Below are 21,718 nucleotides of genomic sequence, written 5' to 3'. Positions count from 1 at the left end.
GGCACGCCGACCGGACATCAACGCTGTGCCGGGCTCGCCTCCGTGTTCTGCGCGGCAACCGGGGCCGGGGTGGGTGCCGGTGCCGGGAACCGCAGCCAGATCGCGGCGACGGTCAGGGCGATCGCCATCATCGCCGTGCAGTAGATGAACATCGTGCGGTAGGCGTCGACGTCGCGGACGCCGTCCGGGCCCGTGGTCAGCGCCAGGACCGCGGCCATGATCGCGATGCCCAGCGCCCCGCCGAACTGGCGGGCCGTGGTGTTCAGGCCGCTGGAGCCCGCGAACTTCGTCGGCGGCGCCGACATCGCGGCCGCCGAGGACGTGCCCATCGTCGCCGCGCCCATGCCGCCGCCCGCCAGGAACGACGCGGGCAGCCAGAACGCCAGGAACGCCGCGTGGTCGATCAACCCCACGCTGAACCACAGGCCACACGCGGTGAACGCGCCGAGCCCGATCAGGGTGGCACCGCGCGGGCCGCCGATCCTCGCGGCGATCCTGGCCAGGCCCAGTGCGGCCACCGCGGCGAAGAACGCACCCGGCGTGTTCGCGAGGCCCGCCTCCAGCTCCGTGTAGTCCCACACCTCCGTCAGGTACAGCACCGAGCCGAGCATCCACGCGAACTGCGCCATCCCGTAGAACAGGGACACCACGTTGGTCGCGGCGAACGTGCGGTTGGACCACAGCGCCGTGTCGACCGCCGGGACCTCGTGCCTGCGGGACCGCAGGACGGACACGACGAGCGAGAGCGCCCCGACGACCGCCGCCACCACCGTGCGCACGTCGACCCAGCCCCACGCCGGGCCCTGCGTGACCGCCACCGTCAGACCGCCGACTCCCAGTGCCAGCAACACCGTGCCGAGCGGGTCGGGCACCCGCGCGCCCTCGGCGGCCGGCGTCGGCGGCAGGACCCGCCGGACGGCGACCAGCACCGCGATGCCCAGTGGCACGTTGATCAGGAACACCGACGGCCAGCCGAACTGCCCGACCAGCACGCCACCGACACTCGGGCCGAAGGCCGCGGCCGCGGCACCCGCCGTGCTCCACAACGCGATCGAACCGGCACGGTTGCCTTCCGGCCCGTCCAGCAGCAGGATCGCCAGCGCCGCCGGGATCATCGCCGCGGCTCCCGCGCCCTGCACGAACCGGGCCGCGACCAACACCGGCAGCACCGGCGCCAGCGCGCACACCAGCGACGACACGGTGAAGATCGCGACGCCCGTGGCGAACAGGCGCCTGCGGCCGAGCGCGTCGGCGAGCCGGCCCGCCGGGGCGAGCAGTGCGGCGAAGAGGATGGCGTAGCCGCTCACGACCCACGACAGGTCCGGCACGGTCGAGTCGGGGAACGCGCGCTGGAGGTCCGGCACGGCGAGGTTGGTCACCGTGGAGTCGAGCATGGCGAGGAAGGTCCCGCCGCACGCGGTGAGCACTACGGCCCGGTTGCGTGGTCGGTCCGGCACGGATGCGGTCATGGTGGTGCCACTCGCTTTCTGCGGCGGGTGTGTGGTTTACGGGTTCACTCGGCCGGCAGCAGGCCGGGATCTGTGCACAGCGCACGCAGCCTGCCGAGCACCGCCGCCCTGGCCAACGCCATCGCCGACGAGTCGGGCAGCAGGCGTGACTGGTAGACGGTGGCCGCCCCGGCGGCGTTGACCTCGTAGGCCAGCAGTCCGGTGTCGACGTCGGCCCGCAGGTGGCCCTCCGCGACCGCCTCGACGGCGAGGCGCTTGAGCAGGTCCAGCCACTCGCGGAGCACGACGGCGAGCTGGTCGCGGACCGGTCCGGTCCGCGCGTCGAACTCGACCTGTGCGTTGACGAAGAAACAGCCCCCGGGCAGGGTCTTGTCGCCGATGTAGGTCAGCCTGGCCTCGTGCATGGTCCAGAGCCTGCGCACACCGGCGGGTTCGGCCATGGCCACTGCCACGACCCGCTCCTTGAAGCTCTCCTTGGCCCGCTCGATCGTGGCGAGCTGCAGGTCCATCTTGGTTCGCCAGTGGGCGAACAGTCCGGACTTGCTCACGCCGAGCTGCTCGGCGAGCTGTCCGAGGGACAACCCGTCGAGGCCGTTCTCCGTGGCCAGGGTGACCGCCGTGTCGAGCACGGCCGCACGGGTGCGGTCCCCCCGTGCCAGCCTTCCGTCGGTGCGCACGGGAGGAGCGTAGCAACAAACCGTCCGACCGGTCGTAAATATTGTTTGTCCGCGTGCCGAACCACCCGAACGGGTGCACGACGAACGGCGCGACGCCCGTGGGGCGCCGCGCCGCGAAGAACCGGGGGGAATGCTCAGTCGTCCGCCAGCTGGCCGACGGCGATGGCCTGGTCGACCTGCTCTATGCGCGCGCGGTCGAGGTCGTCGGCGATCTTCTCGTCCTGCTCCATCATCTGGTCGAGGTCGGCGTTCTCGTAGCCGATGATCCCGATGTCGGCGAACGTCTGCCGCATCTTGTCACCGAACAGGCCGATGTCGTTCAACGTCGGCACAATCCGGGAGAACAGGTGGCTCTGGAAGCGCTTGAAATGCTCGGAGTGCCGCATGTAATCGATGCATTCGTCGGCGTCGATGTCGAGGTTGCGCCACACCTCCTCGCCGAGGAAACGCTGCCGCATGAGATAACAGGCCTCGACGCAGAACTCCTCGCGCTCGGCACGCTCGGCCTGCGTCAGCTCGGGGTAGAAGTCACGCAGTGCGAGGCGTCCGAAGGCCACGTGACGTGCCTCGTCCTGCATCACATATGCGTTGAGAGTCTTGGCGAGCGGCTCGGTGGCGATGTCGCGGATGAGCGCGAACGCGGCCAGCGCCAACCCCTCGATCAGCACCTGCATCCCGAGGTAGGTCATGTCCCACCGCGAGTCGGTGATCACCTCGTCGAGCAGGGACTTCAGCCCGGGGTTGATGGGATAGGCGAGCTCGAGCTTCTCCCGCAGGTACCGGGAGTAGACCTCGACGTGGCGCGCCTCGTCCATCACCTGGGTCGCCGCGTAGAACTTCGCGTCCAGCCCCGGAACGGTGTGCACGATCTTGGAAGAACAGATCAGCGCGCCCTGCTCGCCGTGCAGGAACTGAGAGAACTGCCAGGAGGCGAGATGGTGGCGAACCATCCCCCGATCCTTTTCTCCTAACGAGTCCCAAACACGCGAACCGTAGATGGCAATGGTCTGCTCGGGCACCCCCATCGGGTTCCCTTTGTCGATCTCAATTGACCAGTCCAACCGTTCCGCGCCGTCCCACTGTTTCTGCTTCCCCTTTTCGTAGAGGCTCAGCAGGCGGTCCCGGCCCTCGTCGTACTCCCAGTCGAACACGGTCGTGCCCCCACCGGGGACCTGCCACCGCGTCTGCTCGACCGGCAGCGCGTACATACGCGTGCTCACCGCACCTCCACCTGGGGCTTTCGCCGTGCGCCTGTGTCAGCACAGTGTGCGGCCGCACCGGTCCCCGGCGGCAGTAGGGAATACCCTGGCCCCCTGCCCCAGGGGGTGTCCCGGAAATCGAATCAATGATCATCATAAGCACACTCCCGCAGGTCGGCGACCCAAACCGCTGATCAGCGGCACCTCCCTTGACACCGACTCCGCCATACGCTTCCGTGTGGTGGCACTTATGTTCACAGCGGAGTGAGCGATAGAGACACCGTTGGCGTTCACACCCAGCGGGGGGAATTTGTGCTATGTCGTCCAGTTGCGTCGGTGGGGGGATGTTTTTGCGGCTAACACGAATAACCGGCACATTATCTTCACGATCCGCTGACAGGGACTTCAGATCAGATTCGTGGACGGGCCTGCCCCGGCTCGCCGAACGTGCCGAGGAGCTCGACGAGCTGCTTCGCGCGCTGCGCGCGGTCGGCCGAGGCAGGCCGACCGGGCTGGTCGAGGTCACCGGCGATGCCGGGATCGGCAAGACCACTCTGCTCAACGAGTTCGCCGAGCGCGCCGCGGCGCTCACCGGGACGACCGTGCTGATCGGCACGGCCACCAGGGACACGGACAACCCGTTCGGCGTGTTCGCCGACGCGCTCGACCAGGACCTCCGGCCGAATCCCCCCAAGGAGGTCACACGGCGCGGCGCACGCGCCGTGCTCGAACATATCGGCGCCCGCGGGCTGGTGCTGATCGTCGACGACTGCCATCTGGCGTCGCCGGAGGCGCTCGCACCGCTGCGGGCCTTGCTGCGCAAGCCACCGGACGTGCCGGTGCTGTTCGTGCTCGGGTTCCGTGACCGGCAGGCCACGAGCGAGCTGCGCGCGGCACTCGCCGGCCGGTCGAGACGGGTCGCGGCCACCGAGATCCGGCTCGCCCCGCTCACCGAGCAGGACACCGAGGAGCTGCTCGCCAACCGGGGCATCCCGGCCTGGCGCCGGATGATGCACCAGGAGAGCGGCGGCAACCCCGCCTACCTCGACGCCCTGCTCACCGAGGACGACCCGGACGCACACCGCCATCCCCTCGACGCCACCGTCCGGGCCGAGCTGTCCGGCGTGAGCGCCGCCGCGGAGGCGGTATCCCGTGCGGCCTCGGTGCTCGGCGACGAGTTCGACCTCGACCTGCTCACCGAGATCATGGACGAGCCGGAGGCGACCGTGCTGGTCGCGGTCGACGAGCTGATCGGTCTGGACCTGGTGCGTCCGCGTGAGGTCGGCAGGCTCTTCGCGTTCCGCCATCCCGTGGTGCGCAGGGCGCTCTACGAGGGCTGCGAGTTCAGCACCCGCGTGGAGCTGCACTGCCGCGCCGACGCAGCACTGAGAGTACGCGGTGCCGCCGCGACGCAGCGGGCACCCCACGTGCGCCACTCCATCCGCCACGGCGACCTCCCGGAGGTGGCCGTGCTGGTCGACGCGTCCAACGCCGTGCTCGCCGCCAGGCCGGACACCGCCGTCACCTGGCTCACCACCGCGTTCCAGGCGTTGCCGGACACACACCCGAGCCGGGCGGAGCTGCTCCTGTCGCTGGCAAGGGCGCTCGGCAACAGCGGCAGGCTCGCGGAGTGCTGGGACACCATGCACGCGGCGCTGCGGGCACTGTCGCCCGACCGCGCCGACCTGCGGGCGGAAGGCGTCGCCCTCATCGCGGCGGTGGAGCGCATGCTCGGGGTCCACGGCACCGCGGACGCCATGCTGCGTGCCGAGCTGGACGCACGCGGTCCCGGCGACCGGCCACGGGTGTCGGCCGCGCTGCGGCTGGAGATCGCGCACAACGAGCTGGTCAAGGGTCGCGCCCGGGAATGCAGGCGCCTGACGGTCGAGGCACTCGACTCGCTGTCCACGTCGGACGACCGGGCGCTCGTCGCGTCCTGCCTCGGCCTGATCAGCAAGGCGGACGGCACGGTCGGCGACTCGGTGGCCGCCGAGGACCGGCTGGCCGAGGCCACCGCGGTCCTCGACAGCATGCTCGACGACGAGCTGACCGAGAACCTCGACGCCGTGCTGTGGGTCGGCTGGAGCGAGATCCTGCTCGACCACTGGTACGACGCGGCCCGCCACTACGACAAGGCCGTCGACCTGGCCGTGCGCGCGAGCAACGGGCTGGTGCTGCCCAACCTGCTCGTCGGGCAGGTCATGGCGCTGCGCAGCAGGGGCAGGCTGGTCGAGGCACGCGCCGCCGCGCGGTACGGGGTGTACCTGGCGGAACGGGCGGGGAGCAAGGAACAGCTCTTCGGCGCCGCCGCCATGCGGCTGTGGGCCGACGCCCAGGTCGGCCACGTGGACAGGACGACCGCGACGCGGGTGGACGCACTCATCCGGGGCGACGCCGTCGTCGGCTGGCAGGGGATGCTGGCGCTGCGCATGGTCGCGGAGGCCCGGCTACTGTCCGACGACCCGGAGGGCACGCTCGAGACGTTGAACTACGTCGGCGGTCCCGAGCTGCCCAAGCTCAGCAACAGCGTGTCCAGGGTCAGCTGGTACGAGATCATGACCCGTGCCGAGCTGGCGGTGGGCAGACCGGAGGCCGCGGCGTCGTGGGCACGGTCGGCCGTGGAGACCGCCGCACGGCTCGGCAGACCGGGCCGCACCGCGCTCGCCGAGCTGGCGACCGCGAACGTGCTGCTGGCCACGGACCCGGCCGCCGCGCTCCCCCACGCCAGGGCCGCGGTGACCGGGCTCGCGACCACCGGCGCGACCATGGACGAGGCCAGGGCCAGGACGGCGCTCGGGGTGGCCATGTGGCACGCGGGCCAGCACGACCAGGCTTTGCGGGAGCTGCGGTACGTCCAGGTCGGCTACGAGCGGGTCGGCGCCGTCGACCTCGCGAAGGCGACGAGCCGGGAGCGGCGGCGCGTCATCGCCCTCGGCTGCCGTACCCGTGAGGACCAGCCGGTCGAGGAGGCGGCGACGCTCACCAAGAGGGAACGCGAGATCGCCGAGCTGGTACGCGACGGGCTGACCAACCGGCAGATCTCGCGCACGCTGTTCATCGCGGAGAAGACCGTCGAGATGCACCTGACGAAGCTGTTCGGCAAGCTCGGCGTCGGCAACAGAGCCGGGGTGGCGGCCCACCTGGAACGCTCGAGAACAGGCTGACCCCCGTCGGCGCCGGCCCAACGCACTGAAGGCGTCCTTCGTAACGCCCAACGTTACGAAGGACGCCTTCGTTACGCCCAGGGTTACGAAGGCGCCCTTCAGAACGGTCGGCGTTACGAAGGCGTCCTTCGTTGCACCCGGCGTTACGAAGGCGTCCTTCAGTGCGGGTGCCGGGGGCGGTGGGGGCGGGGTGGTCAGGGGGTCAGCCCGCCGCGCGGAGGCTCGCCGGGCGCATGTCGGTCCAGACCTCGTCGATGTGGGCGACGCAGGCGTCCTCGGTGCCGGTGAAGCCGGTGGGCCGCCAGCCCGCCGGGACCGGGAGCGCCTCGTCCCAGATCGAGTACTGCTCCTCGTCGTTGACGACGACCACGTGCATCCGTTCGCTCCTCACTTGCGGGTGTCCTTGACGATCCGGCCGTCCTTGACGACCAGCACGACGCGGCTGGGGTCGTCGAACAGCTCGGGGCGCTCGAGCGGGTCGAAGTCGACGGCGATGACGTCGGCGAACCGCCCCGGCGCGATGCTGCCGATGCGGTCGGCGACCCGCATGATGCCCGCGTTGACCGAGGTCGCCGACTTGATGGCGGCCATGGCGCCGAGCACCTCGGCCTTGAGCACCAGCTCGAGCCCCCGCCGGTTCTGGTTGGGGCCGATGAGGTCGGAGCCGGAGCCGACCGGCACACCCGCGGCGACCGCGGCGTGGATCGCGTCGATCATGCCCTGCATGGTGTCGCCGATGCGGTCGTGGATCTGGGGCGGCAGGCCAAGCTCGTCGAAGTGCTCGTCCATCACCTTGGCGATCGCCAGCGTCGGCACGAGGTTGACGCGGTTCGCGGCCATCATCGCGGCCGTCGACTCGTCGATGCCCGTGCCGTGCTCGACGCACTCGACGCCGGCCTTCACCGCGTTGCGGATGCCGTGGACGTTGTGCGCGTGCACGGTCACGTAGGTGTTGCGGGCGTGGGCCTCCGCGACGGCGGTGGCGATCTCCTCGATGGTGAACTGCGTGTCGGAGAGGTTGTCCGACAGCGACACCACGCCGCCGGTGACGGCCATCTTGAGGAACGACGCGCCCTGCCGGAAGCACTCGCGGGCGGCCTTGAGCACCTCGGCGTAGCCGTCGGAGACGCGGCCGACCGCGGTGAGGCCACGCACCCGGAAGTGGAACGTCTCGTCCGGCGGCAGCAGCGGGGAGCCGAGGTGGCCGTGGCCGCCGCACTGCACGAGTGGCGACGCCGACGCCCAGATCCTCGGCCCCGGGACCAGGCCGCGCTTGACCGTCCGCATCACGCCGTGGTCGATGCCGCCGCAGTCACGCACGGCCGTGAAGCCGGCGTCGAGGGTCTGGCGCAGGGTGCGGAAGATGTCCGCCGCCCGCTCGGCGACCGAGACCTCGTTGTTCAGCACCGCGCGCATCTCGCTGGAGTGTCCGATGTGGACGTGCGCGTCGATCAGGCCCGGCAGCAGCGTCAGGCCCGACAGGTCGATGACCTCGGCGTCGGGCGGGGTGTCGCGGATCCGGTCGACGGCGGTGATCTTGGTGTCCTCGACGAGGACCGCGTGTCCCTGGCGCGGGTCGTCGGCGAGACCGTCGATGATCGTCGCCCCGGTCAGCAGCATGGTCATCGGGAGCCTCCAGTCCTCTCGGCCTCGTGTGCGGGCGGCAGCATCCGCCCGCGCACGAAGAAAGCCAGCATTCGTTCGAAGTAGGCGCCGTCCAGTGGCGGCGCCCCGGTCCCGCCGAGCACGTCGACCACCTCGGCGCAGCCGATGGTGGGCATGGCCCGGTCGGGGGTCTCGCCGATCATCGCCATCAGGGGCGCGAGCGCGTTGTCGTCGCCTTCCTGGTCGACCCGCTCGACCAGGGCGGCACGCCACCGGTCGAACGGGACGCTCTTCACCGGGTAGCCGAACTCCCGGACGCGCTCGAAGATCGAGTTCCACATCAGCGGCTCCGGGTCGACCGGGTGGAAGGTGCGGCCCAGTGCGGCGGCCTGCGTCGACAGCGCGACCACCGTGGTGGCGAAGTGGTCGACGGTGCCCACCGACAGCTCGTACTCGCGTAGCGGGGCGAGGCCCAGCTGGACGCAGCCCTGGAGCACCTTCGTGACGTAGTCCTCGCGGTTCGCCGCACCCGTGCGGTGGTCGGCGAGCACGCCGCCCGCCCGGTAGATCGAGACGGGGATCCCGCGCTCGCGTGCCAGGCCGATGAGGCCCTCGGCCACCCACTTGCTCTGGCTGTAGTCGGTGTCGTGGCCGACCGGCGGGGGCAGCGGGTCGGTCTCCGCGAGGTGCGGGACGTCCCCGCCCATCGCACCGGCCAGCACGGCGAGCGTCGAGACGTAGTGGACGGGCTTGAGCCGTTTGGTCGTGGCGAGGCGCAGGACTTCCTGCGTGCCCAGGACGTTGGCGGCCTTGAGCACGCGGTAGGGGCGGACGAAGTTCACCCACGCACCGCAGTGGTGGATGGTGTCGACCTCCGCCGCCAGCGCCGCGAAGTCCGCCTCCGACAGCCCGAACCTCGGCCGCGCGAGGTCGCCGGTGACCACGCGGAGCCGGTCGCCCCAGGTGGACCGCAGGCCGTAGGTGTCGAGGTTGGCCCTGATGCGGTCGAGGCCCTCGGTCGGGTCGGTGGCGCGGGCCAGGCACAGCACGGTCGCCGACGTCCGCTCCAGCAGCTCGGCCAGGAGGAACGCGCCGACGAAGCCGGTCGCGCCGGTCAGCAGGACCGTGCCGGGGTTCGCCGGGTCGACGTCGAGGGTCAGGCCGTCCGCGGTGATCGTCTCGTCGAGGACCACCTCGGCGGCCAGGTCGACCCGCGCGACCGGTGGCGGCGGGGCGCCACCCAGTGCGGCCTCGACGAGTGCGGCCATGCCCGCGACGGTCCCGGCGCCGAGCACGTCCCTGGCGCTCAGCTCGGTCGCGCCCATCCGGCGCAGCTCCCTGGTGACCTGCGTGACCATCAGCGAGTGTGCGCCGAGGTCGAAGAAGTCGTCCTCGACGCTGACCCGCTCCAGGCCGAGCAGGTCGCACCAGATCGCGGCGATCCGGCGTTCACGGTCGGTGCGTGGCGCGACGAACCCGTCGGTGAGGTCGACCGGGTCCAGCTCGTCGAGTTCGGTGTCCGCCACGTCGGTCACGGTCACGTTCCCGGCGGGCACCCAGTGGCGGCGGCGCTGGAACGGGTAGGTCGGCAGCGGCACGCGGTGGGGCTCGGCCTCGCCGTGGAAGGCGGTCCAGTCGACCTCGACACCCGCCTGCCACAGCCTTCCGACGGCCGTGACGAGGTGCGCGAGGTCGGGCAGCTGGTCGCGGGGCAGCGCCATGGTCGGCACGGCGACCGGCGTCGGCGCGAGCCGTTGTGCGGCGGCGAGTGCCGTGAGGGAGCGGCCGGGGCCGACCTCGAGCAGCACGCGCGCCGGGTCGGCGAGCACCTGGCGGACGCCGTCGGCGAAGCGCACGGGCCGGCGCAGGTGGCGGACCCAGTACTCCGGGTCGGTCGCCTCCTCGGCGGTCAGCCACGTGCCGGTCACGCTGGACGCCACGGGGATCGTCGGGGCGGACAGCGTGAGTGCCTGGACGCGGGTGCGGAAGCCGGGCAGGTGCGCCTCGACCATCCACGAGTGGCTCGCGACCGGGACGCTGACCTTGCGGCAGTCCACTCCCCTGCCCCGCAACGACTTCAGCAGCGCGGCGATGTCCTCGTCCGGGCCGGCCACCACCGTCAGGTCGGGGGCGTTGACGGCGGCGACCGACAACCGGTCGGTCAGCTCGGCGCGGACATCGTCCTCCGGCAGACCGACAACCAGCATGCGCCCTCTGTCCATGGCTTCGAACAGTTCGCCACGCGCAAGGGTGATTTCCAGAGCGTCTTCGAGGCTGAACACGCCCGCGACACACGCGGCCACGTACTCGCCGAGGCTGTGGCCGAGCATCGCGGCGGGCGTGATGCCCCACGCCATGAGCTGGCGGGCCAGGGCGTACTCGATGACGAACAGCGAGGACACGACCCCGGCGCCCTGGTCGCGACCCATGGTGGCGGCCCCACCGGACACCTCGCGGCCGGGCAGCGGGGTGAACGCCGACGGGAACAGCAGCCTGCGCAGGTCGAACCCGAGCCGCGGCTCGAGCAGTTCCGCGCACCGGTCGACCTCCGCGCGGAACACGGGCTCGGCGCGGTAGATGTCCAGGCCCATGTCGGGGTGCTGGGTGCCGCCGCCGGGAAAGGTGAACACGACCTCGTGCGGCGTCTCCGGCGCGGTGCGGGTGGGCAGACCGCGCTGACCGCCCTCGCGCAGCGTCGCGACGGCGTCCGCGGTGTCGGCGGCCACGGCGAACCGCCGCACGCCGAACGCGCGCCTGCCGTCCTGCAGGGTGAACGCGACGTCGTGGAGCGCGGGCGGTTCCGGGCCGTCGAGCACGTCGGCGAGCCGCGTGGTGGCCGACTCGACAGCCGCTCTCGTGCGGGCCGAGATCGGCAGCAGCTGCCACGGACGCGCGGTGCCCGGGGTCGGCCGCTCGGGTGCCTGCTCCAGCACGGCGTGGGCGTTGGTGCCGCCGACGCCGAACGAGCTGACCGCCGCGCGCCGGGGCCCGCCCGTCTCGGGGAACGGGCGCGCGGAGTCCGGGATGTAGAACGGGGACCGTTCCAGCTGGAGGTCCGGGTTCGGCGCGGTGAAGTTCGCGTTCGGCGGGATCTCGCCGTGGTGCAGCGACAACGCCGCGCGGATCAGCCCGGCGAGGCCCGCGGCCGCGTCGAGGTGGCCGATGTTGGCCTTCACCGAGCCGAGCGCGACCGTGCCCGGCGCCGAGCCGTAGGCCTGGGTGAGGGCGGTGACCTCGATCGGGTCGCCGACGCGGGTCGCGGTGCCGTGTGCCTCGACGTAGCCGATGGTCGACGGGTCGACACCCGCGACGGTCAGGGCGGAGGTGATCACGCGGTGCTGGCCGTCGACGCTCGGTGCGGCGAAGCCCGCCTTGACGGCGCCGTCGTTGTTCACGGCCGAGCCGCGGATCACCGCGTAGATGTGGTCGCGGTCCGCGAGTGCCTCCGACAGCCTGCGCAGGACCACGGTCACCGCGCCGTTGCCGGGGACCGTGCCACCGGCCGCCGCGTCGAAGGGCCGGCAGTGGCCGTCGGCGGAGAACAACCCGCTGTCGGCGACCGGGTAGCCGCTGCGCAGCGGCAGGTTGATGGTCACCCCGCCGACGATCGCCGCGTCGCACTCGTAGCTCAGCAGCGACTGGCACGCGAGGTGGGTGGCCACGAGCGAGGTCGAGCAGGCGGTCTGCACGGTGTAGGCGGGGCCGGTCAGGTTCAGCAGGAAGGACACCCGGGTGGCGAGGAAGTCCTTGTCGTTGAACATCCTTGCCAGCGGGGCCATCGGCGAGCGCTGGAAACGGGCATTGGTGGAGAGGTTGTTGAGCAGGTATTTGGTCATGAACGTGCCCGCGAACACGGCGACGTCGCCGTCGAAGCGGGCCGGGTCGTGGCCGGCGTCCTCCATGGCGGCCCACGCCGTCTCGCACAGGATCCGCTGCTGCGGGTCCATGGTCTCGGCCTCGGCCGGGGTGAAGCCGAAGAACTCGGCGTCGAACCGGTCGGCGTCGGGCAGGTAGCCGGAGGCGGGCACGTGGTCCGGGTCGTCCAGTGTGGACTCGTCGGTGCCCGCCGCACGCAGCTCGTCGCGGGTGAACCAGGTGATCGACTCGGTGCCGGTACGCATGTTCTGCCAGAACGCGCGTGGCGTGTCGCTGCCGGGCACCCGGCAGGCCATGCCGACGATCGCGATCGGCTCCGCGCCAAGCTCCTCTTCCGCGTTCACGCGCGGCTCCGTTCCTGGCGCCGCTTGGCGAGCGCGGCGGCCCGCTTGCCTGCGGACTCCCGTGCCCGCTCCGCGCCGCCGCCCGACTCGCCGCCCCCGATCGCGGCGACCAGGCCACGCACGGTCGGGTACCGGAAGATGTCCACAAGGGACAGACCCTCACCGAGCACCGGCTGGAGTCGGCCGCGGGCCTGGACGGCGAGCAGCGAGTTGCCGCCGATGTCGAAGAAGTTGTCGAGCACCCCGACCCGCTCGACCTTCACGATCTCGGCGAGGATCTTCGCGACCTCGCGTTCCAGGTCGTTGCCGGGTGGCTGGTACTCGGCGACGGGCCGGTCGGCCGGGTCGGGCAGCTCGTCCCGCGCCACCTTGCCGTTGGGCGTGGTGGGTAACGCGGACAGCAGCACGACGTCGGCGGGCACCATGTAGTCGGGCAGGGTCTCGGCACAGAACGCGCGGAGGTCCGCCGCCGTGGGCTCGGCGTCGGCCGGCACGCCGTAGGCGACGATCCGTGCCTGGGCACCCGAGCCGCGGACCGCGCACACGGCGTCCCGCAGCGCGGGATGAGCCCGCACGGTGTTCTCGATCTCGCCGAGCTCGATGCGGTGGCCGTGGATCTTGACCTGGTGGTCGAGCCTGCCGAGGAACCAGAGCGTGCCGTTGGCGTCGCGGCGGACAAGGTCGCCCGTCCGGTACAGGCGGGCGCCGGGCTCGCCGGAGAACGGGTCGGGCACGAACCTCGTCGCGGTCAGGCCCGGCCTGCCGTGGTAGCCACGGGTGATGCCGAGACCGCCGATCAGCAGCTCGCCGGGCGCGCCCGGTGGCGTCGGCCGGAAGTGCGTGTCGACGACGTAGGTCCGCACGTTCGTCATGGGCTTGCCGATCGCGACCGGACCGTCCACACGGGACGTCGTGGCCCACACCGTGGCCTCGGTCGGCCCGTACATGTTGTGCACGGCAGGCACCCGCTCGGACAGCTGCGCGGCGAGCGGCTCCGGCAACGCCTCACCGCCGACGAGCAGGGTGTTGAGCCCCAGCAGGGCCTCCGGCTCGTCGACCAGCAGGCCTGCGACCGACGGCGTGCACTGCAGGTGGGTCACCGCGTGCCGGTCGAGCTGCACGGGGATCGGCTCGTCCGCCAGCGCCCTGCGCTGCCGGTCCGCGCTGATCCGCTCCACGATCCGCAGCTGGTCGAACGCGGAGATCACGTCGTCGTGGCCGACCCCGAAGTCGACCAGGCACGCCACCTCGTCCACGCCGATCGCCTTGAGCTGGTCGATCACGTCCGCGCAGTGCTCCGGCGTGCCCAGCAGGGCGGAGGTCTCGAAGAACCGGTCGAACGCGCGGGCCACGAGCGCGTCCAGCTCGGGCTCTGGCAGCTTGCGCGGGTCGCTCTCCTCACCCATCGCCTGGCCGAGGCCGGACAGCAGGTCGAAGGAGGACTTGATGTAGCCGGACAGGGGCTTGCGGACCAGCTCGCGGACCGCGTCGGTGTCCTGGCCGACGAACGTGTGGACCATGACGGTCACCTGGCCGTCGCCCGGATGTCCCTTCTCCTGCCAGGTCTTGCGGTAGAGCGCGACCTTGTCGGCGAGCTGTTCGATGGAGTGGCCGAGCAGGTGGGTGAGCAGACCCGCACCCAGCTCGGCCGCCGCCTTGAACGTCTCGGGGTTGCGGGCGCTCGTGACCCAGATCGGCAGGTCCTCGCTGACCGGGCGCGGGAAGATCCGCACCTCGGTGTCGGCGCCGACGCCGTTGCGGCGCGTCACCGAGCCGCCGCGCCACAGGTGCCGCAGCTCCTCGATCTGGCGGAGCATCAGCTCCTTGCGGTCGGCGTAGACGTCCGGGGCGAGCACGAAGTCGTTGGGCTGCCAGCCGGACGCGATCGACATGCCGACGCGCCCGCCGGAGATGTTGTCGACGACCGACCACTCCTCGGCCACCCGCAGCGGGTCGTGCAGCGGCAGCACCACACTGCCCGCCCGCACCTCGACCCGCTCGGTGGCCGCGGCGATCGCGGCACCCGTGACCGACGGGTTCGGGTAGAGGCCGCCGAACTCGTGGAAGTGCCGCTCCGGCGTCCACACCGCGCGGAAACCGTTGCGGTCGGCGAACTTCGCGCCCGCCATCAGCAGCCGGTACTTCTCGGCGGGGTCGCCGCCCTGGTCGCCGCCGAAGTAGAACATGGAGAAGTCCATGTGCCTGGCCTGGGCGGCGGCCGGCACGGCCATCCCACCCGAGGTGGACACGGTCGGCTCGTCGCCCCGGACGACCACCCGGTGTCCCCTGGACAGGGTCCACAGCAGCTCCAGCACGGAGATGTCGAACGACACGCTCGTGACCGCGAGCCACGTCTGGGGTGCGTCGCCCTCCGCGACGGCGTCCACGCCCGCGAAGAAGTTCGCCACCGCGCGGTGGGACACCATGACGCCCTTGGGCTTGCCGGTCGAGCCGGAGGTGTAGTTGACGTAGGCCAGGTTGTCCGGCGACAGTGTCGGTCGGGGCGCCCCGGTGCGGGTGCCGGGGTCGTCGACGTGGATCAGCGTCGCGGGCAGGCGGCGGGCCCGGTGGGTCAGCGGCGCGGACGTCACCACGACGGGTGCGCGCGAGTCGTCGACCATGAACGCGAGGCGGGCGCGGGGATAGCCGGGGTCCAGCGGCAGGTAGGCGCCGCCGGCCAGCATGGTGCCGAGCAGCGCGACGACCAGGTCGGGGCCGCGGTCGAGGTAGACGCCGACCGGGGTGTCGGGGCCGACGCCGTGCGCGAGCAGCCGGTCGGCCAGGACCTCGGCGCGGTCGAGCAGCTCGCGGTAGGTGATGGCCTCATCCGGTGACTCCCAGGCGCCGACGAGTGCCGGGGCGTCCGGGGTGCGGGCGGCCGCGGCGGCGACCAGCTCGTGCACGAGCGCGTCCGGCATCGGGACGGCCGGCGCGGCGGCCACCGTCCGAGCCAGCTCCTCCTCGCCGAGCAGCGGGATCGCGCCGACGGTCAGGTCCGGGTCGGCGACCGCCGCGGTCAGTGCGGTGCGGAAGTGTTCGACCATGCGGGCCGCGGTGCCCGCGGTGAACAGGTCGGTCGCGTACTCGAGGCGCAGCGACAGCGTGTCCCCGGTCCGGGAGACGCCGAGCGTGACGTCGAACTTGGCGGTGGCGGTGTCGCCCGGCACCACCTCGACCTCGCAGTCCGGCAGCGACAGGCCGCCGTGGTCGCCGTCGTGGTAGCTGAACATCAGTTGGAACAACGGGTTGTGCGCGGGGTCGCGGTTGGGGTGCAGCTCCTCGACGAGCCGCTCGAACGGCAGGTCCTGGTTGGCGATCGCGGCGCGGCTCTCGTCGCGGGCCGCGGCGACCAGCTCGCGGAAGGTCGGGTTGCCGGACAGGTCCAGGCGCTGGACGACCGTGTTCGTGCAGAACCCGATCATCGCGAGGACGGCCTCGCTGGAGCGGCCGGACACCGGGGAGCCGACGACGACCTCACCCTCGCCGGTGTAGCCGTGGACGAACACCGCGAACGCGGCCAGCAGCACCGCGAACGGGGTGGCGCCGCTGTCCCTGGCGAGTGCCTCGACCGCGGCCGAGGTCTCGGCGGGCACGAGCGTGGTGACGTGCGCGCCCCGATAGCTCTGGGTCGGCGGGCGCGGGAAGTCGGCGGGCAGCGTGGCGAGCGCGGGCACGCCGGCGAGCCGCTCGCGCCAGTAGGCGAGCGAGTCGGCCACATCCGGGCCGGACAGCAGCTCCTCCTGCTTCGCCGCGTACTCGGTGTACTGGATGGGCAGCGACGGCAGCGTGCCGCCCTCGCCCCGGTACGCGCGGTACAGGGTGGACAGTTCGCGGCCGAGCACGGCGAGCGACCACGCGTCACACGCCATGTGGTGCAGCGTCAGGCACAGCCAGTGCTCGTCGGCGGCCAGCCGCACGACGACCGGGCGGATCATCAGGTCCTCGGTCAGGTCGAACGGCGTGCGTGCCTGCTCGGCGCACACGCGTCCGGCTGCCTCCCGCACGTCGTCCTCGGTCGACACGTCGTGCACGGGCACGGTGATCTCGGGGACGGGCCGCACGGCCTGGCGCGGCAGCCCGCCGACGGCCGGGAACACCGTGCGCAGCACCTGGTGGCGGCGGACCACGCCGTTCAGCGCGTGCTCCAGCGCGGCGACGTCGAGGCTGCCGTGGATCCGGTAGACCAGCGGCACCACGTAGACCGGGTTGCCGGGGTCGAGCTGGTCGAGGAACCACAGCCGCTGCTGCGGGTAGGACAGCGGGTAGGTGCGGCCGTAGACGCGGTCGCGCAGCCGTGCCGCCAGCAGTTCCCGCCGCTCGGCAACGGTGTCGGCGTCGGTCTCGGGGTTGGTCGTCTCAGTCAACGCTCGATCTCGCTCTCGACCGTGGTGGCCAGCAGGCGCTCGATCTCGTCGGCGGACATCTGGTCCAACCGCTCGAGCAGCTGCTCGGTGCTCTCCGTCTCCGTTGCCGTGGCCGCGCCGCCACGTGCCGCGTCCAGCTCCTTCGCGAGTGCGGAAACCGTCGGCGCCAGCAGGAAGCGGCGCAGCGGCACCTCCGTCGCGTAGTTCTCGTTGGCCCTGGCGACGAGCCGCATCGCGAGCAGCGAGTGGCCGCCGAGGCGGAAGAAGTCGTCGTCCGCGCCGACCCGGGTGCCGCCGAGCAGCTCGGACACGAGGCCCGCGACGACGCGCTCGGTGTCGGTGCCGGGTTCGCGGTAGCCGTCCTGGACCACGGCGGTGTCGTCGACCGGTGGGAGGGCGGCCCGGTCGACCTTGCCGCTGGCGGTCATGGGCAGGGCCGCCAGCACGACGTACGCCGAGGGCAGCAGGTAGGGCGGCAGCCTGCTCGCGAGGTAGTCACGCAGGTCGGTCGGGTCCGAGCCGGTCGGCACGACGTAGGCCACGAGCCGTTTGCCCGACGGGTGGTCGTCGACCACGACCGACGCCTGCGCGACGCCGGGGTGTTCGCCGAGGACCGCCTCGACCTCGCCGGGTTCGACCCGGAAGCCGCGGATCTTGACCTGGTTGTCGGCGCGGCCGAGGAACTCCACCACGCCGTCGCGGTACCGGACGAGGTCCCCGGTCCGGTACATGCGGCTGCCGTCGCCGGCGAACGGGTCGGGCAGGAACCGTTGCGCCGTAAGGCCCGGCCGGCCCGCGTAGCCGCGGGCGACGCCGGGGCCGCCGAGGTACAGCTCGCCCGCGACGCCGTCCGGGACCGGCGCGAGGTGGCGGTCGAGCACGTAGCCGGTGGTGTTCGCGATGGGCCTGCCGATGGGCACGCCCGGCGCGTCGGCAGGCAGCGCCTCGATGTGGTGGCACACCGCGAACGTCGTGGTCTCGGTCGGGCCGTAGCCGTTGACCAGCCGCGCGGGGCGCCGGTCGGCGGGCTGGTCGAGCAGCTTGCGGACCCGGCCCGCGTTGAGCGCGTCGCCGCCGACCATGAGCGTGGTCATGCCCGCGAACGTGTCGGGGTGGTCGGCCATGACCTCGGTGAACAGGGCCGAGGTGAGGAACATCTGCGTGACCGCGGTGGTTCGTAGCGCGGTGCGCAGGCCGCCCGCGGTGAGCAGGGTGTCGGTGTCGATCACGCAGACCGCCCCACCGTGCAGGAGCGCGCCCCACAGTTCGAAGGTGAGCGCGTCGAAGGACGCGTCGGCGACCTGCGCGAACCGCTCCCCCGGGCCGAAGCCGGCGTAGTCGGCGCCGAACACGAGCCGCAGCACGGACCGGTGCTCGACCTCGACGCCCTTGGGCCGTCCGGTCGAGCCGGACGTGAAGAGGATGTACGCGAGGTTGCCCGGCCGCGGCGGGTTCGCCGGGGTGTCGGGGACTTCCGGCAGGTTGTCGATCATCACGACCGCGGGCACGTCGACGAGGCCGTCGAGTCCCGCGCGGGTGACCACGACCGGGGTGTCGACGTCGGCGACCATGGCCGCCAGCCGCTCGGCCGGGTAGCCGGGGTCGAGCGGCACGTACGCACCACCCGCCTTGATCACCGCCAGCAGGGCCACCACGAGGTCGGCGCCGCGTTCGAGCAGGACCCCGACCGGGACGTCCGGGCTGACCCCGCGATGCGCCAGCACGCGGGCGATCCGCGTCGCCCGGTCGTCCAGTTCGCGGTAGGTCAACGAGACTTCGCCGTGCACCAGCGCTTCCGCGTCGGGACGGGCCGCGACCTGCTCGGCGAACAGCTCGCCGATGGTCCTCTCCGCCGGGTACGGGTTGGCCGGGCCCGAGGAAGCGGCCACGACCGCGGCCCGCTCACCCGCGCCGAGCAGTGGCAGGCGGTCGATCCGCGCGGTCGGGTCGGCCATGGCCTCGGTCAGCACGGTCGTGAAGCGGGTGACGAGCGCACGCATGGTGGCGGCGTCGAACAGGTCGGTCGCGTACTCCCAGATCAGCGTGATCGGGTCGGACTCGCCGGTGACGGCGCGCCCCGCCCGCTGCTCGGCCCTGGGGATCACGACGATGTTGATGTCGGTCTTCGCCGAGCCGTTGTGCCGCTCCAGCACCGCGCCTGTGATGCCCGCGAAGTCGACGTCGGGCACCGCGGAGTCGTGTGCGTTGAACATGACCTGGAACAGCGGGTTGCGGCTCGGGTCGCGCGGCAGGTTCATCGCGTCGACCAGGCGTTCCAGCGGCACGTCCGGCCACTCGCCCGCCCGGCCGAGACCGGCGTGCGTGGCGGCGACCGCCTCGTCGAAGCTCGGCGCGCCGGTGAGGTTGACCCGCAGCGGCAGGGTGTTGACCACCATGCCGATCAGCGACTCCAGCTCCGCGAGCCTGCGGTTGGCGACGCCGCTGCCGATCACGATGTCGTACTGGCCGCTGTGGCGGGCGAGCACGGTCGCGAACCCGGTGAGCAGCGTGCTGTAGAGCGTGACGCCGCGTGCCCTGGCGTAGTCCCGCAGGCGTTCGCACAGCGCGGCGGGCAGCTGGACACGCAGGGCGTCACCGCGGAAGCTCTGCCCGCGCGGCCGTGGCCGGTCGGTCGGCAGGTCCAGCACGGTCTGGCAGCCGGACAGCTCCGCGAGCCAGTGCGCGACACCCGCGTCCAACACCGGGCCGCTGATCCAGTCGCGCTGCCAGCGCGCGAAGTCGGTGTAACGGGCCGCCGCCGGTGGTGGCGGGGGCGGCCCGCCCGCCGACAGCGCCGGGTAGATCGCCTGCAGCTCCCGGAGGAACAGGGCGAACGACCAGCCGTCGTGCACCATGTGGTGCTCGACGTGGACGAGCGTGTGATCGTCCTGCGCGTGCCGGATCAGGGCCCACCTCGCGAGTGGCGGCTGGTCGAGGACGAACGGCTCGCGCACCGTCTCGACGACGATCCGCTCGGTCCGCTCGTCGTCGTCCGGCGCGTCGGTGAGGTCGTGCAGTGGCAGCTCGACGGGCATCGGCGGCACCGGCCGTTGGGACGGGGCGCCGCCCTCCGCGGTGAACGCGCAGCGGAACACCTCGTGGCGGCGCACGATCTCGGTGAGCGTCGCCCGCAGCACGTCGGCGTCGAGTTGGCCGCGCAGCCGTATCGTGGCCTGCGCGTTGTAGGCGAGGTTGCCCGGCGCGAGCTTCTCCAGGAACCACACGCGTTCCTGCGGGAACGACAGCGGCGCGGGCTCGTCGCCGGTGGTCGTGGGCACCGGCGGCACGGCCTCGGGCGTGGTGCCCGTGTCGAGCAGCGCGGCCATGCCCGCGACCGTGCGACCGCGGTAGATCGCGGGCAGCGACAGCTCGCGGCCGAGGTCCACGCGGACCTTCGCGGCGAGCCTGCCCGCGAGCAGCGACGTGCCACCCAGGGCGAAGAACTCGTCGGTGCGGCCCACCCGCGCCAGACCGAGCAGCTCGGCGAGGAACGCCGCGAGTGCCTCCTCGGTCGGGGTGACCGGGGCGGTGTAGTCCGCCGGTCCCGTGCTCACGGGTGCCGGGAGCGCGTCGCGGTCGACCTTGCCGCTCGGGGTCAGCGGCAGCGTGGCGAGCCGGGTGACCGTGGCGGGCACCAGGTGGTCGGGCACCCGGTCACGCAGCCAGGCCCGCAGCGTGTCGGGGTCGGCGTCGCCGGTGACATAGCCGTGCAGCTCCGCGCCCCGGCCGAGGTCGCGGGCGACGACCACCGCGTCGGTGACCGACGGGTGGCCGGCGAGGACGCTCGTGACCTCCTCCGGCTCGATCCGGATGCCGCGGATCTTGACCTGGTTGTCGACGCGGCCGAGGAACTCCAGCGCGCCGTCCTCGTGGGCCACCACCAGATCGCCGGTGCGGTAGCGGCGCGAGCCCGGACGGCCTGCCGGGTCCGGCACGAACCGGCGCGCGGTCAGGCCCGGCCGGTCGAGGTAGCCGTGTGCCACGCCGAGGCCGCCGACGAGCAGCTCACCCGGGGAGCCTGGGGGGAGCGGATGGAGCTGCTCGTCGACGACCGCGGCCGTCGCGCCGTGGATGGCGGCGCCGATGGTGGGTTTGGTCGCTCCGGCGGAGACCTCGGCGACTGTCGCCCACACGGTGGTCTCGGTGGGGCCGTACGCGTTGAACATGCGCCTGCCCGGCTGCCAGGCCGCCACGAGGTGTGCGGGCAGCGCCTCACCCGCGCACACGAGCACCCGCAGGTCGGGCAGGGCGGCGCCGCGTGCCGCGCCTGGTTCCGGCAGGGTCGCGAGCACGGAGGGCGGGACGGTCAGGTGGCTGATGTGCCTGTGTGCCAGCAGGTCCGCGAGTGCGGGGCCGGGGCCGAGGTCGTCGCGGGGGGCGAGCACGAGCGTCGCGCCGGTGGCCAGCGCCATGACGATCTCGAACACCGACGCGTCGAAGCTGGTCGGGGCGAACTGCAGCACCCGGTCCCCCGGCCCGACGCCGAACGTCTCGGCCTGCGCGGTGATGAGGTTCGCGAGGCCGCCGTGGGTGACCGCGACGCCCTTGGGCCTGCCGGTGGAGCCGGAGGTGTAGATGACGTACGCGGTGTCGGCGGACGTGACCTCGGTGCTGGTACCGGCCGCGGTGCCCGGGTCGGCGGCGCTGAGCACCTCGACGTCGGCGGCCGGGTCCACGCCGGGATCGCCGACCAGCAGGCGGATGCCCGCGTCGGCGGCCATGTAACGCAGGCGGTCCTCGGGATAGGACGGGTCGAGCGGCAGCCACGCCGCACCCGCCCGCACGATGCCGAGCATCGCGGCGGGCAGGTACTGCGACGGGCGGGCGGACACACCGACCACGTCACCGCGCCCGATGCCGTGGTCACGCAGCGCGCTGGTGATCCTCGCGGCGTGCGCGTCCAGCTCGCGGTAGGTCAGCGTGTGGTCGAGGTACTCGACGGCGACCGCGTCAGGGGTCGCGGCGACGATCTCGTCGAAGATCCTGGGAAAGCTCATGTACTCCGCTGCTCCCTCAGCCT

At 72.3% G+C, this 21,718-nt stretch carries 9 protein-coding genes; 1 reads left to right on the top strand and 8 read right to left on the bottom strand.

All coding sequences use genetic code 11. The features are described 5' to 3' along the window. Positions 1 to 17 precede the first annotated feature (17 nt). The 3 genes from CLV71_RS02320 to CLV71_RS02310 all read right to left on the bottom strand — a co-directional run bounded on the left by CLV71_RS02320 (position 18) and on the right by CLV71_RS02310 (position 3,354). Positions 18 to 1,469, bottom strand: a complete 1,452-nt coding sequence (locus CLV71_RS02320) for a DHA2 family efflux MFS transporter permease subunit (protein WP_133900849.1) — start codon at positions 1,467 to 1,469, stop codon at positions 18 to 20. A 44-nt stretch (positions 1,470 to 1,513) separates the two neighbouring features. Next, the gene (locus tag CLV71_RS02315) at positions 1,514 to 2,146 is read right to left on the bottom strand and encodes a TetR/AcrR family transcriptional regulator (RefSeq protein WP_133900848.1); all 633 of its coding nucleotides are present in this window, start codon (positions 2,144 to 2,146) and stop codon (positions 1,514 to 1,516) included. Positions 2,147 to 2,280: 134 nt separating this feature from the next. Then, complete coding sequence (locus tag CLV71_RS02310; RefSeq protein ID WP_133900847.1) at positions 2,281 to 3,354, bottom strand: ferritin-like domain-containing protein; 1,074 nt, start codon at positions 3,352 to 3,354, stop codon at positions 2,281 to 2,283. Positions 3,355 to 3,689: 335 nt separating this feature from the next. Between CLV71_RS02310 and CLV71_RS02305 the strand changes: the two genes are divergently transcribed. Continuing rightward, the gene (locus CLV71_RS02305; protein ID WP_166663884.1) at positions 3,690 to 6,509 is read left to right on the top strand and encodes a helix-turn-helix transcriptional regulator; all 2,820 of its coding nucleotides are present in this window, start codon (positions 3,690 to 3,692) and stop codon (positions 6,507 to 6,509) included. A 202-nt stretch (positions 6,510 to 6,711) separates the two neighbouring features. Here CLV71_RS02305 and CLV71_RS02300 read toward each other — a convergent pair whose 3' ends face one another. The 5 genes from CLV71_RS02300 to CLV71_RS02280 are packed head-to-tail and all read right to left on the bottom strand — an operon-like array spanning position 6,712 to position 21,695. After that, entirely contained in the window at positions 6,712 to 6,885 is a 174-nt protein-coding gene (locus CLV71_RS02300; protein ID WP_133900845.1) for an MbtH family protein, read from the bottom strand. Between the two features lie 11 nt (positions 6,886 to 6,896). After that, positions 6,897 to 8,135: a metal-dependent hydrolase family protein gene (locus CLV71_RS02295; protein ID WP_133900844.1), complete on the bottom strand. Its 1,239-nt coding sequence runs from the start codon at positions 8,133 to 8,135 to the stop codon at positions 6,897 to 6,899. Continuing rightward, entirely contained in the window at positions 8,132 to 12,334 is a 4,203-nt protein-coding gene (locus CLV71_RS02290; RefSeq protein ID WP_133900843.1) for a type I polyketide synthase, read from the bottom strand. The genes CLV71_RS02295 and CLV71_RS02290 overlap by 4 nt, the downstream gene beginning before the upstream one ends. Then, positions 12,331 to 16,698 (bottom strand): MupA/Atu3671 family FMN-dependent luciferase-like monooxygenase, encoded by a 4,368-nt coding sequence (locus tag CLV71_RS02285; RefSeq protein WP_133900842.1) that lies wholly within the window; start codon positions 16,696 to 16,698, stop codon positions 12,331 to 12,333. Before CLV71_RS02285 ends, CLV71_RS02290 begins: the two co-directional genes overlap by 4 nt. Next, positions 16,695 to 21,695, bottom strand: a complete 5,001-nt coding sequence (locus CLV71_RS02280; RefSeq protein WP_133900841.1) for a non-ribosomal peptide synthetase — start codon at positions 21,693 to 21,695, stop codon at positions 16,695 to 16,697. Before CLV71_RS02280 ends, CLV71_RS02285 begins: the two co-directional genes overlap by 4 nt. Positions 21,696 to 21,718 lie beyond the last annotated feature (23 nt).

Source organism: Actinophytocola oryzae, from assembly GCF_004364325.1.
Taxonomy (GTDB): Bacteria; Actinomycetota; Actinomycetes; order Mycobacteriales; family Pseudonocardiaceae; genus Actinophytocola; species Actinophytocola oryzae.
Note: the sequence above shows the minus strand (reverse complement) of the source record. Positions and strands in the feature narration are given on the sequence as shown.

Coding starts and splice junctions, on each gene's coding strand:
- CLV71_RS02295 (WP_133900844.1), bottom strand. CDS start 8,135: ATGACCATGCTGCTGACCGGGGCGACGATCATCGACGGTCTCGCCGAC.
- CLV71_RS02305 (WP_166663884.1), top strand. CDS start 3,690: ATGTTTTTGCGGCTAACACGAATAACCGGCACATTATCTTCACGATCC.
- CLV71_RS02320 (WP_133900849.1), bottom strand. CDS start 1,469: ATGACCGCATCCGTGCCGGACCGACCACGCAACCGGGCCGTAGTGCTC.
- CLV71_RS02310 (WP_133900847.1), bottom strand. CDS start 3,354: ATGTACGCGCTGCCGGTCGAGCAGACGCGGTGGCAGGTCCCCGGTGGG.
- CLV71_RS02300 (WP_133900845.1), bottom strand. CDS start 6,885: ATGCACGTGGTCGTCGTCAACGACGAGGAGCAGTACTCGATCTGGGAC.
- CLV71_RS02280 (WP_133900841.1), bottom strand. CDS start 21,695: ATGAGCTTTCCCAGGATCTTCGACGAGATCGTCGCCGCGACCCCTGAC.